The organism is Shinella sp. GW821-FHT10F02, assembly GCF_058809275.1.
On record NZ_JBXASL010000008.1, the window covers coordinates 131,456 to 143,722 of the forward strand.

Consider the following 12,267-nt stretch of genomic DNA (forward strand, 5'->3'; position numbering starts at 1 on the left):
GGCCGGAAAGATCATACGAATCAAGCCGTGCCGCCGGCTCATCCCCTGGATTGTCGGACAAATGGCCTGGCCGATCTGTCGTGAAATGACACGACCCGACCGGTTAACCGCGCGGAAGTGCAAGTATTTCAGTTGCTTATAAATGCAATCTTAAGGATGCAAGCCTTACCGTTCGTCCCTCATCGGGGATCGATTCTTGCCATTGACTGCTGCCCTTCGCCGCCATCTGGCATCCATCGCAGAATGGGCGCGGCCATCGCTCGTGCCGGCGACGATCGCCGGCTGCGTCATCCTCACCGCGGGCATCATCTACGAGCGGCAGAACGAGCGCATCTATCTCAAGGAACTGGAAAGCCATGTCTCGGGCGACCTTGCGCTGGTCAGCGCGCGGCTGCAGAGCGAGGTGAACAGCAATGTGGCGGCGCTGCGCAGCGTGGCCAACATGTTCGCCGTGGCGCCGGACCAGGCGACGCTGCAATTCAACGTCTTCGCCCGCAAGCTGATGCTGCAGAACACCCATTTCCGCCGTGTCGGCGTGGCACCGGACGCCAAGGTCACGCACGCCTTCCCGCTCGACGGCAACCAGCATTATATCGGCAACGACTTCAACCGCTTCCCTTCCTTCCGCCGTGCCGCCCAGATGGATCGATCACGCGGGCGCCCGCTGATGTTCGGGCCGGTGCAGTTCGCCAAGGGCGGCCGCGGTTTCAACCTCTTCATGCCGGTTTTCACCAATGTCGACGCGCGGCACTATTTCTGGGGCTATATCGACGGGCTGATCGACGAACGGAAGCTCTTCACCGATGCCGGCCTGATCGATCCCGACCGGCCCGGCCAATATGGCATGCCGCAGCACCCGACCGATATCCAGCTCGCCATCCGCGACGTCAGCGTGCCGGACAACATCGTCGATCCGTTCTTCGGCGCAGCCGAGATCTTCGAGAACGAACCCGTCGTTCAGGTGCTCGACTTTCCCGGCGGGCGCTGGGAGCTCGCGGCCATTCCGGCGAAGGGCTGGCATCACCCGCCGGAAAACCTGACGCAGGTGCGCCTGATCATCGCCGCTGCCGCTCTCGTCATCATCGTGCCGATCTTCCTGACCGGCGGCCTCGTCAGCGAGCGCCAGCGCAACATCGCCCGCCTCCGGGCGCGCGAACGGCAGGTGAAGTCGCTGTCGCAGCGCCTCGACACCGCGCTGGACGCCTCCAAGATCGGCATCTGGGAGATCGAGCTTTCGACCGGCTCGCGCAGCTGGGATGTCCAGATGCACCGCATGCACGGCGTGCCGGAAAACGAATCGCCGAACGACCTCGACTGGGACGCCGTTCTTTCCGCCGAGGACGTCGCCACCGCGAGGGCCGAGATGGACGTGGTCCGCGCCGGCGGCAACGACTACAAGTCGCAATATTGCATCCGCCTGCCCGACGGCAGCGTGCGCCATATCCGCAATGTCGGCTCTCGCCTTGCCGGCCCGAACGGCAAGGACAAGCTGACCGGCATCAGCTGGGACGTCACCGAGGATGTGCTCCTGAACGAGGCGCTGAAGCGCGCGAAGGAACACACCGAGGTCCAGAATGCCGAGCTTGCGAAGCTGACGCAGCGCCTCGACCTGGCACTCGATTCCTATGAATGCGGCCTCTGGGAGGCCGACCTGGAGGATGGGCTGACGCTGTGGGACGACCGCATGCACCAGCTCTACGGCGTGGTGAACACCGGCGAGCGGGTCACCCACGACACCTGGGTGAACGCAATCCACCCCGACGACCGCATCGAGGCCGAGCGCAAGGCCAACGAGACGATCCGCGAGAACGTGCCCTATATACGCACCTCGCGCGTCGTGCATCCGGACGGGTCGATCCGCCATGTCCAGTCGGTCGGCAAGCTGCACATCGCCCAGGACGGCCGCCGCAAGCTTGTCGGCCTCGCCTTCGACGTCACCGAAGACGTGCAGATGACGGACAGCCTCAAGGAGGCCAAGGAGCGCTCCGACCGGCAGAACGCCGAGCTGGAACAGACGACCCGCCGCCTCGACCTCGCGCTCGATTCCTATCAGTGCGGCCTCTGGGAGGCCGATCTCGATCTCGGCCGGACCTTCTGGGACGGGCGCATGCACCAGCTCTACGGACTGACCTTCACCGACGGCATCGTTTCGCACGAGGCCTGGCTCGGCGCGGTGCATCCGGAGGACCGCAACGATATCACCGCCAATGTCGAGCGCTGCATTGCGCAGGACCTGCCCTATGTGCACGAGGCACGCGTCGTGCTGCCGGGCGGCGAAATCCGCCATGTGCGCTCCGTCGGCAAGATCCACTACGGCCACGGCGGCAGCCGCAAGCTGATCGGCCTTGCCTTCGATGTCACCGAGGACGTGATCCTGAAGGAGCACCTCAAGGCGGCGAAGACGCAGGCCGACGTCAAGAACATCGAGCTCGAACAGGCGAAGGTGCGCATCGAGCACAATGCGCTGCACGACCCGCTGACCGGGCTCGGCAACCGCCGCAAGCTCGACGACGAACTGACCGCCATCGCGGCGCTCAGCGAGACCTCCGAGGTGCGCGTCGGCATCCTGCATATCGACCTCGACCGCTTCAAGCAGATCAACGACACGCTCGGCCACGCCGCCGGCGACGCGCTGCTGGTGCACGCCTCGCAGGTGCTGCGCGCCTCCGCCCGGCCGGGCGATCTCGTCGCGCGCATCGGCGGCGACGAATTCGTCGTCGTGGTGACCGACACGACCGACCAGACCTATCTCAGCACGCTGTCGCGCCGCATCATCACCCTGATGCAGCAGCCGGTCGAATATGAGGGCCATCTCTGCCGCTTCGGGGTCAGCATCGGCGTGGCGCTGGCCGAGGGCCGCTCGATCGACACCGCGAAACTGCTCGTCAACGCCGATATCGCGCTCTACCGCGCCAAGGCGCTCGGCCGCAACCGGCACGAATTCTTCACGCAGGCGCTTCAGGCCGAGATCATCTCGAACAAGCGCATCGCAGACGATATCCTGGCGGGCATCGAGAACAACGAATTCGTACCCTATTACCAGCCGCAGATCGACGCCGGCACGCTGAAGCTCGCCGGTGCCGAAGCACTGATCCGCTGGAACCATCCGCGCGACGGGCTTTTGACGCCCGACCGCTTCCTGAAGATCGCCGAGGACCTCAACGTCATGGCGACGCTCGACCGGATCGTGCTGGAAAAGGCGCTGATCGATTGTGCCCGCTGGGCCGCACAAGGCCTGATCATGCCGAAGATTTCGGTCAACGTGTCGGCCCGCCGGCTGCGCGACGAGAGCCTGATCGACAGCCTCACCGGCCTCTCCATCCAGCCCGGCCAGATCGCCTTCGAACTGGTCGAATCGATTTTCCTCGACGAGAGCGACGACGTGGTGCTGTCCAACCTGGAACGCATCAAGGCGCTGGGCATCGATATCGAGATCGACGATTTCGGCACCGGCCATACCTCGATCGTCAGCCTTCTGAAGCTGAAGCCCAAGCGGTTGAAGATCGACCGCCAGCTCGTGGCGCCCATCCTCTCCTCGCGTGACGAGCAGGCGCTGGTACGCTCGATCATCGAGATCGGCCGCTCGCTCGGCATCGAGATCGTGGCGGAGGGCGTGGAGACGATGCAGCACGCCGAAATGCTGGGCCTGCTCGGCTGCGACCTGTTGCAGGGTTATGCCTTCGCCCGGCCGTTGTCCCGCGATGCGTTTCTGGCCTTCGGCACCGAGATGCGCTGGAAGCTGGCTTCGTAGAGAGCGGTTGGCGGCTACGACCGTTTTGCGCCAACAGCACGCCACATCCTGCCGGCGCAATAAGCATGCACCTCCCTCTCATTTCGCATCGGTGATATGAGGGAGCGATGTGGCACGCGCGACGGAGATGGGACAGGCGGAGACTTGCCTTGCTGGCTGCAGGGGCGCTGGCCTCCAGCATCCCGACGGATGCCGCGATCGCCCAGATTGAATGGCGCGCGCCGCCTTGTATTTACTCAATAGCCACCAGCACTGGAACGTTCTGCGTCCGCGAGACCAGCTTCAATCGCGACATATGCGGGGCGCTTGCCCATTTCGCCGGCGAGAACGATCTACCGCCCGATTTCTTTGCACGGCTGATCTGGACGGAAAGCCGGTTCCGTCCAGATGCCGTCAGCCCGAAGGGCGCGGAAGGAATAGCGCAATTCATTCCCTCCACCGCAAGACTGCGCGGCCTATCGAACAGTTTCGACGCTTTGGAGGCATTGAAGAAATCGGCCGAGTATCTCGATGACCTGCGAGATCGCTTCGGCAATATCGGGCTCGCCGCCGCCGCCTACAATGCCGGCGAAGGTGGACTGCAGACATTCCTCAAAAACGGAAGCCTGCCGCAGGAGACCCGCAACTACGTCCTTGATATCACGGCTCATGCGGCCGAGGACTGGCGCGACAACCCGCCTGCAGCCATCGACCTGCGCCTCGACGGGCAAAAGTCCTTCGAGGACGCCTGCATCGCGCTTGCCGACACGCGCCGCCTCAAGACCCTGGAATTCGAAGCGGAAGGCACTTGGGCACCGTGGGGCGCGCAACTGGCGGGGCATTTCCAGAAGACGGTGGCAGTCAGATTGTTCCTGTCGACCGTTCGATCCCTGCCCGCGCCGCTGAACAAAGAAAAGCCGCTGATCCAGAAGGAACGCAACCGTGCCTTCGGGACAAGGCTGCGATACACGGCCCGCATTGGCCGCCCGACCCGGCAGGAAGCCGAGGCCGTGTGCCGCGAAGTCCGCAGGAGCGGCGGCGCCTGCATCGTCTTCAGGAACTGATCGGGACCAACGGTTCGTAGATTTGACCGACGCGCTATAGGCCTTGAACTGCCGGAAAGCTGCTGTTCGGTTTTCCAGCCCCTCTCAGAGATGCTCGGATCACCCTTCCATGAACGCTTTGGGCAAAAATCAGTCGCGACCGCGACTCGCCCCAAAGAAGCAACAAACTTCCCAAAGCGGCATCTCTGCGCGAAACCCTTGTCCCTCCCCTCTCTTTTCCACTAAGAGAGGACCCACTTCCTTACAGGTCCGGTTCCGCTCATGTCGCACAATACTTTCGGTCACCTTTTCCGCGTCACCACCTGGGGCGAAAGCCATGGGGTGGCGCTTGGCTGCGTGGTGGATGGCTGCCCGCCCGGCATTCGCTTCACGCTGGCCGAACTCCAGGCCTGGCTCGACAAGCGCAAGCCCGGCCAGTCGCGCTTCGTGACGCAGCGCCGCGAGGACGACCTCGTGAAGGTGCTTTCCGGGGTGATGATGGACGCGGATGGCGAGACGATGATCACCACCGGCACGCCCGTGTCGATGATGATCGAGAACACCGATCAGCGCTCCAAGGATTACGGCGAGATCGCCAAGCGCTACCGCCCCGGCCACGCCGACTACACCTATGACGCCAAATACGGCATCCGCGATTATCGCGGCGGCGGGCGCTCTTCGGCGCGCGAGACCGCGGCCCGCGTCGCCGCCGGCGGGCTTGCCCGCAAGGTCGTGCCGGGGCTCGATGTCCGCGCCGCCCTCGTGCAGATCGGCAAACACAAGATCAACCGCGACAACTGGGACTGGAACGAGGTCAACAACAACCCGTTCTTCGCGCCCGACCCCGCGATCGTGCCTGTCTGGGAAGACTATCTCGACGGCATCCGCAAATCCGGCTCCTCCATCGGCGCCGTCGTGGAAGTCGTCGCCGAAGGCGTTCCTGCCGGCATCGGCGCGCCGATCTATGGCAAGCTCGACCAGGATATCGCCTCACTGCTGATGTCGATCAATGCCGTCAAGGGCGTCGAGATCGGCGAAGGTTTTGCCTCCGCGGAACTCACCGGCGAGGAAAATGCCGACGAGATGCGCATGGGCAATGACGGCAACCCGATCTTCCTGTCCAATCATGCCGGCGGCATTCTTGGCGGCATTTCCACCGGCCAGCCGGTGATCGCGCGTTTCGCCATCAAGCCGACCTCCTCGATCCTCACCGAGCGCCGCTCGATCGATTCGGACGGCAACAATGTCGACGTGCGCACCAAGGGCCGGCACGATCCCTGCGTGGGCATCCGCGCCGTGCCGATCGGCGAGGCGATGGTTGCCTGCGCCGTTGCCGATCACTACCTGCGCGATCGCGGCCAGACCGGCCGCCTGAAATAACCGGCTGAATAGGAGCCTGCCATGAGCTACGACCAGAAGCGTGTCGTCGATGCCATCCGCGCCTTCGAGGCCGGCGAGATCGTCGTCGTCATGGATGACGACGGCCGCGAGAACGAGGGCGACCTGATCGTCGCCGCCGTGCATTGCACGCCGGAAAAGATGGCCTTCATCGTGCGCCACACCTCCGGCATCGTCTGCACCCCCATGCCGCGCGAGGAGGCCAAGCGCCTCAACCTCAACGCCATGGTGGCGGAAAACGATTCGGCGCACACCACCGCCTTCACCGTCTCCGTCGATTTCAAGCACGGCACGACGACCGGCATTTCCGCCGACGACCGCACGCTGACGGTGCGCAACCTCGCCAATCCGAATGTCGGCCCGACGGATTTCGTGCGCCCCGGCCACATCTTCCCGCTCGTTGCCCGCGAAGGCGGTGTCTTGATGCGCTCCGGCCATACGGAAGCCGCCGTCGACCTCTGCCGGCTCGCGAGCCTGCCGCCGATCGGCGTGATCAGCGAGCTCGTCAACGACGACGGCACCGTGATGCGCGGCCCGCAGGTGGCGAGCTTCGCCGAGACGCATGGCCTCAAGCAGGTTTCCGTCGCTGATCTCATCGCCTATCGCCAGCGCAAGGAAACGCTGATCGAGCAGGTCGACAGCTTCACCATCGAGACGCCCTACGGCCGGGCGAAGGCCCTGACCTACACGCTGCCCTGGGACCCGATGCAACACCTCGCGGTGATCTTCGGCGACATCCGCGACGGCGTCGATATTCCGGTGCGCCTGCATCTGGAAAATGTCGGCGGCGACGTTTTTGGCGCGGACCGCCAGATCGACGGCATTATGAAGCGCATCGCCGAGCAGGGCCGCGGCGTCATCGTCTATCTGCGCGAAGGGTCCGTTGGCGTCGGCGCCTCGCAGACCGCCCGCCGGGGCAAACATGACGGCGAAGGCCATAACGAGGCGCAGGCGCGCGAGAGCGAATGGCTGGAAATCGGTCTTGGCGCGCAGATCCTGAAGGATCTCGGCATCACTTCGATCCGCCTGATGGCGTCGCGCGAGCGCCACTATGTCGGCCTCGAAGGGTTCGGCATCCAGATCAGTTCCACCGACCTCTGCTGACACAGAATATCCCGCATCGCCGAAACGTCTGCTCTTCACGCGACGGTTCGGGGCTGCGGGATTTTCTTTGAGGGGCGATAGGCGCATGTGGGATTTCAGCATCGGCAAGACCATCGGCATCCTTGCCAGGACCATGCCCTTCATCCTCACCCGCATGGTGATCTATTTCGTCATCACGCTCGCCTTCATCCTGGCGACCGGCGCCGGCGCCGGCATCGGTTATGGCGTCGGCTCGATCAGCGAAAGCCCGGAATCCTATGCGGTCTGGGGCGGTTTCATCGGCATGGGTTTCGTGGGCGCCGCCGTCTACTGGGCGCGCGAATGGCTGCTCTATATGGTCAAGGCCGCCCATATCGCCGTCATCGTCAAGCTGATCGACGGCGAGGCGCTGCCGGACGGCAAGGGACAGGTCGCCTATGGCCGCGAGATCGTCACGGCCCGCTTCGGCGAGGCGAACGTGCTCTTCGCGCTCGACCAGCTCATCAAGGGCGTGATCGGCGCGATCACCGGCCTGATCGGCGGCATCGCGGCCTTCCTGCCGATCCCCGGCCTCGATGCGCTGGCCCGCTTCGCCAACACGGTGATCCGCCTGTCGCTGACCTATGTCGACGAGATCATTCTCGGCTACAACATCCGCACCAACAGCGACAATGCCTGGGAAAGCTCGCGCCGCGGCCTCGTGCTCTATGCGCAGAACGGGCTGAAGATGGTGAAGAACGCCGTCTGGCTCTCGATCTTCCTGTGGATTCTCTCCATCGTCGTCTTCCTGCTGGCGCTGGCCCCCGCCGCCGCCATCCTCTATGCCTTCCCGGGCGAGATCGCCGGCTACAGCTTCATCGTCGCCATCGTCTTCGCCTGGGCCTTCAAGGCCGCCGTGCTGGAACCCTTCGCCATCACCGCGCTGATGGCCGTCTATTTCGACACGATCCGCGGCCAGGTGCCGGACCCGGAATGGGACGCGAAACTGGCCGGCGCATCGGCCAAATTCCGCGCGCTGACGGAGCAGGCCACGACCGCATTTGGCGGGCGGCCGGTGACGGCCTAGAGTTAAGCGGAATGCAGAGAATTTGAACCTTTCCGATTACCGGAAGTTGTGGATTTTTCTCTACTGTCCCCTTCAGCAATTCGCTGGGGGATGTCCATGCGTCTGTTCATCGTTCTCGTGCTGGCGACCATGCTGGCCGCACTGTCGTTCACCGATGATGCCGAGGCCCGCCGTCGCGGCTTTTCCTTCGGCAGCAGCCGCGCGAAAACCCGCTCCGTGCCCGTCATCATTCCCATATCGAGCGGCAGCGCATCCGTCGTCTTCGTCAAGGAACTGCCGAATGTCGCGACGTTCAGGTTCAAGGACAAGGGCTTCTACGATCTCGGCTACAAGTTCGACACGTTCGGCGGCGGAGAATGGGTCGGCTACTTCAAGGGCAAGTCCAGCTATGTCAGGCTCGACCAGGCGAAGGTCAAGCAGCTCGTATTGCCCATGGTGGGACTGACGGAGGCGGACGCTCCCACGCGCGGGGCCGGCGGCCAGCTGATGGTGGGCTTCGTCTGGATCATCGCAGCGCTTGTCGCCGCCGTCTTCGCCCTGCTGCGCTTCTCGGGCCTGCGCCGCGCCATTTTCGCGCCGCGGGGCCGCAAGCAAACCGAGGACGATTTCGACGATCGGCGCTTTGTCGTCAGCGCACCGGAGCCATCCTTCCAGCAGAAGCCGAACCTGGCAGTGGTGCCGCGCACGCAGTCGGCCGCACCGTCCTTCAACCGCGCCGTTCCGGCTGGCGCCTTCGGGAAAAGGCGCTAAGCTTCACCTCTCCACCCATCAAGATAGCGCACCGTTTCCACGCCCGAAAATTTTGCGAGCCGCGTTAGTTCAGCGTCCAGCTTCTCCAGTCGGCCCGCCGATGGCCGCACCTTCGGTTCCCACCAGAGCCGCTTGACGTCGAGCGTGCCGGCCTTGCGGTCGGCCTTCATGTCGATGCGGCCGACGAGGCGGTCGCCTTCGAGCAGCGGGAAGACGTAATAGCCATATTGCCGCTTCGGCTCCGGCACGAAGATCTCGATGCGATAGAAATAGCCGAACAGACGTTCAGTACGGTTGCGATCGCGGATCAGCGGATCGAAGGGCGATAGCACGCGCAGGCGCGCCGGTGGCTCGGGGATGTCGCCGAGGTTTTCCGGGAAATCGGCAAAGGCATGCGAGGCACGCGGCTTGCCGCCGTCCATCGTTTCGATCGAGACGGGCCGGAGTTCGTCGCGATGCGTTTCCACCCAGGTTTTCGCCTCTTCCGGCGTGATCAGCGCCCAGAAGGCGGCAATCTCGCCGTGGGTGGCGAAGCCCAGCCGTGTGAGCGCGCTGCGGCAGGCCCAGTCGACGAAGGCGTCGTGTTCGACGGCCGGTTCGTGGTGATGCGGCGGCAGCACGCGCTCGGCGAGGTCGTAGACCTTCTGGAAGTTCTCCCGCCGGGCAATCGCCAGCTTGCCGGTGTGCCAGAGATATTCCAGCGCCGTCTTGTTGGGATGCCAGTTCCACCAGCCGCCGGACTTGTGATCGTCCACCTTCAATTCGCGCGACAGCACCGGCCCGCTGGCGGCGATGCGCTCGTACGTCTCCTCGAAAGCCCTGTCGAAGCCCTCGCCCTGCCATTTGCGCCAGTTTTCCAGGATGGAGGCTTCCTTGCGGCGGAAACGGTGCTTCCAGTAGCGGAAGAAGGCGCTCGGGATGATCGAGGCGTCGTGCGTCCAGTGCTCGAAAAGCTCGCCATCCTTCTCCAGCAGCTCGGCGAGATGCTCGCGCCGGTAGGTCTGGTTGCGCGAGAACAGGATCTGGTGATGCGCCCGCTCGACGGTGGCGATGCTGTCCACCTGCACGAAGCCGATATCGTGGATGAGCTGCAGCAGCCCCGCCTTGCCGAGCTGGCGGCCGGGGGAAGCGCTGAGACCCTGCCGGGCGAGGAAGATGCGCCGGGCCTCGGCATTGGAAAGGAGAATCGTCATGGCGGGATGATAGGCATATATTCTTGGTTTGTTCTACTGTTTTCGTCATGCCGCAACGCACGAGGCGTTTGCGCTTTTCCCCGAATTGCTTATAGCTCCCTCACCATCCGCGAACCGGGATCCCGCTCTTGGATATCGTCTTCTCCGCCGCCACGGTGACCTATGCCGGACGCGTGGCGCTCCACCCGCTGACACTCACGCTCACCGAACGCCGCATCGGCGTCGTCGGCCTCAACGGCTCCGGCAAGACGACCATGGCGCGGATGATCAACGGCCTCGTCAAGCCGACCGCCGGCACCGTGATGGTCGGCGGGCTGGATACGGTGGCGGACGAGGTGGCCGCGCGCGGAAAAACCGGCTTCATCTTCCAGAACCCGCAGCACCAGATGATCCTGCCGATCCTCGCCGAGGACATCGCCTTCGGCCTGAAGAACCGCAAGCTCGGCAAGGCGGAGATCGCGGAAAAGACGGAGGCCGTGCTGGCGCGATTCGGCATTTCGCACCTCGCACGCCGCCGCGTGCATGAGCTTTCCGGCGGCGAGACGCAGCTCGGCGCGATTGCCAGCGTGCTCGTCACCGGTCCGGACCTGCTCATCCTCGACGAGCCGACCAACCAGCTCGACCTGAAAAACCGCGCGCTGATCGAGCGCACCATCGCCGGCCTGCCGGAACAGGTGCTCGTCATCACGCACGACCTTGCGCTGATCGAAAGTTTCGACCGCGTGCTGGTGTTCCATGAGGGCCGGCTTGCGGCCGATAGCCGGCCGGAAGAGGCGATCCGTACCTACCGGGAGATCGCCGCGTGCTGAACGGGCTCGACATCGAAGGCGATTCGCTCCTTCACCGCATGCCGGTGCGCGGCAAGCTGATCGCGCTTTTCGTGGCGGCGATCGGGCTCTTCCTTACTGCTGACCTGCGGCTTCTCGTCCCGGCGCTGGTGTTTTCGGCGGCGCTCTACCTCTCGACCGGGATCGGCCCCGGCGAAGCGTTCCGGCGCGTGCGCTTCGTGCTCTTCACGGTTCTCCTCGTCGCGGGTGCGAACTATCTTTTCCACTCGCTGCACGAGGCGCTCGCCGTCTTCTGCCGCCTCTCCACGCTGGTTCTGCTCGCCGCCGCCGTCACCGCGACGACCGGCATTTCCGCCTTTATGGACGAGATCACCCGGCTGCTCACGCCGTTGGAACGATTCGGTTTCGTGAGGGCGGCGGATGTCAGCCTGGCGGTCGGCCTCGTCATCCGCTTTGTGCCGGAAATCTTTGCCCGCTACGGCGAAATCGCCGACGCCCACAAGGCGCGCGGCCTGCCGGTGCGGCCGCTCACCACCCTCGTGCCGTTGATCATCCTGACGCTGAAGGATGCGGATACCATCGCCATGGCGATTGACGCGCGCGGATTTCGGCGGCACTAACCCATTTATGTCCATTCGGGAAAGCTGACATGACCACCAGAGACATCGTCCTCGTCGCCCTCTTCGCCGCGATCATCGTGGTGCTGGGCCTGCTCCCGCCGATCACCCTCGGCTTCATTCCGGTGCCGATCACCGCGCAGTCGCTCGGCGTCATGCTGGCCGGCTGCATTCTCGGCGCCAAGCGCGGTGCCGCCGCAGTGCTGCTCGTGCTGCTGCTGGTGGCGATCGGCCTGCCGGTTCTCTCCGGCGGTCGCGGTGGCCTTGCGGTCTTCGCAGGCCCCACCGCCGGCTATCTCGTCGGCTGGGTCTTCGGCGCCTTCGTCTGCGGCCTGATCGCCGAGCGCTTCGTCAAGGAAGAACAGGGCGAGCTCACGCAGTTCCTCGCCTTCCTGGCCGCCGCCGTCGTCGGCGGCATCGCGATCGTCTATCTCTTCGGCGTTCCGTGGCTCGCCTATATGAGCGGCAAGGCCTTCTTCGAGACGGCGCTCGCCGGCCTCGTCTTCGTGCCGGGCGATCTCATCAAGGCCTTCGTCGCCATGCTCGCCGGCCGCGCGGTGCTCGCCGGTTATCCGCTGCTTCCGCAGCGCGCCTGAGCC

The 12,267-nt window shown here is 64.5% G+C and carries 10 protein-coding genes; 9 read left to right on the forward strand and 1 reads right to left on the reverse strand.

What is annotated here, in order from left to right; translation table 11 throughout:
* The first annotated feature begins 196 nt into the window (after nucleotides 1-196).
* From AC1RWL_RS24080 to AC1RWL_RS24105, 6 genes are all read left to right on the forward strand, one after another.
* Nucleotides 197-3,751, forward strand: a complete 3,555-nt coding sequence (locus AC1RWL_RS24080) for a bifunctional diguanylate cyclase/phosphodiesterase (RefSeq protein WP_493095713.1) — start codon at nucleotides 197-199, stop codon at nucleotides 3,749-3,751.
* 107 nt (nucleotides 3,752-3,858) lie between these two features.
* Entirely contained in the window at nucleotides 3,859-4,794 is a 936-nt protein-coding gene (locus AC1RWL_RS24085; RefSeq protein ID WP_493095714.1) for a lytic transglycosylase domain-containing protein, read from the forward strand.
* Nucleotides 4,795-5,055: 261 nt separating this feature from the next.
* Complete coding sequence (aroC, locus tag AC1RWL_RS24090) at nucleotides 5,056-6,153, forward strand: chorismate synthase (protein ID WP_493095715.1); 1,098 nt, start codon at nucleotides 5,056-5,058, stop codon at nucleotides 6,151-6,153.
* Between the two features lie 21 nt (nucleotides 6,154-6,174).
* Nucleotides 6,175-7,275, forward strand: a complete 1,101-nt coding sequence (gene ribB / locus AC1RWL_RS24095) for a 3,4-dihydroxy-2-butanone-4-phosphate synthase (protein ID WP_493095716.1) — start codon at nucleotides 6,175-6,177, stop codon at nucleotides 7,273-7,275.
* An 85-nt stretch (nucleotides 7,276-7,360) separates the two neighbouring features.
* Nucleotides 7,361-8,320, forward strand: coding sequence for a hypothetical protein (locus tag AC1RWL_RS24100; RefSeq protein ID WP_439616607.1), 960 nt, complete (start codon nucleotides 7,361-7,363; stop codon nucleotides 8,318-8,320).
* 96 nt (nucleotides 8,321-8,416) lie between these two features.
* Complete coding sequence (locus AC1RWL_RS24105; protein WP_493095717.1) at nucleotides 8,417-9,070, forward strand: hypothetical protein; 654 nt, start codon at nucleotides 8,417-8,419, stop codon at nucleotides 9,068-9,070.
* Here AC1RWL_RS24105 and AC1RWL_RS24110 read toward each other — a convergent pair.
* Nucleotides 9,067-10,263: a winged helix-turn-helix domain-containing protein gene (locus AC1RWL_RS24110; protein ID WP_493095718.1), complete on the reverse strand. Its 1,197-nt coding sequence runs from the start codon at nucleotides 10,261-10,263 to the stop codon at nucleotides 9,067-9,069. The two genes, AC1RWL_RS24105 and AC1RWL_RS24110, sit on opposite strands and share 4 nt — an antisense overlap.
* A 128-nt stretch (nucleotides 10,264-10,391) precedes the next feature.
* Between AC1RWL_RS24110 and AC1RWL_RS24115 the strand changes: the two genes are divergently transcribed.
* Genes AC1RWL_RS24115 through AC1RWL_RS24125 form a run of 3 tightly spaced genes read left to right on the forward strand, consistent with a single transcriptional unit; the run spans nucleotide 10,392 to nucleotide 12,264 of the window.
* Nucleotides 10,392-11,072, forward strand: a complete 681-nt coding sequence (locus AC1RWL_RS24115) for an energy-coupling factor ABC transporter ATP-binding protein (protein ID WP_493095719.1) — start codon at nucleotides 10,392-10,394, stop codon at nucleotides 11,070-11,072.
* Nucleotides 11,066-11,671, forward strand: coding sequence for an energy-coupling factor transporter transmembrane component T family protein (locus AC1RWL_RS24120; RefSeq protein WP_493095720.1), 606 nt, complete (start codon nucleotides 11,066-11,068; stop codon nucleotides 11,669-11,671). Before AC1RWL_RS24115 ends, AC1RWL_RS24120 begins: the two co-directional genes overlap by 7 nt.
* Before the next feature lie 29 nt (nucleotides 11,672-11,700).
* Nucleotides 11,701-12,264 carry a biotin transporter BioY gene (locus AC1RWL_RS24125; protein ID WP_493095721.1) on the forward strand — a complete coding sequence of 188 codons (564 nt, stop codon included), beginning with the start codon at nucleotides 11,701-11,703 and terminating at the stop codon, nucleotides 12,262-12,264.
* Nucleotides 12,265-12,267: the final 3 nt, after the last annotated feature.

Excerpts from the sequence above, each read along its gene's own strand:
- AC1RWL_RS24105 (WP_493095717.1), top strand. The coding sequence starts at position 8,417 with ATGCGTCTGTTCATCGTTCTCGTGCTGGCGACCATGCTGGCCGCACTG.
- AC1RWL_RS24100 (WP_439616607.1), top strand. The coding sequence starts at position 7,361 with ATGTGGGATTTCAGCATCGGCAAGACCATCGGCATCCTTGCCAGGACC.
- AC1RWL_RS24125 (WP_493095721.1), top strand. The coding sequence starts at position 11,701 with ATGACCACCAGAGACATCGTCCTCGTCGCCCTCTTCGCCGCGATCATC.
- AC1RWL_RS24110 (WP_493095718.1), bottom strand. The coding sequence starts at position 10,263 with ATGACGATTCTCCTTTCCAATGCCGAGGCCCGGCGCATCTTCCTCGCC.
- aroC (WP_493095715.1), top strand. The coding sequence starts at position 5,056 with ATGTCGCACAATACTTTCGGTCACCTTTTCCGCGTCACCACCTGGGGC.
- AC1RWL_RS24085 (WP_493095714.1), top strand. The coding sequence starts at position 3,859 with ATGTGGCACGCGCGACGGAGATGGGACAGGCGGAGACTTGCCTTGCTG.
- ribB (WP_493095716.1), top strand. The coding sequence starts at position 6,175 with ATGAGCTACGACCAGAAGCGTGTCGTCGATGCCATCCGCGCCTTCGAG.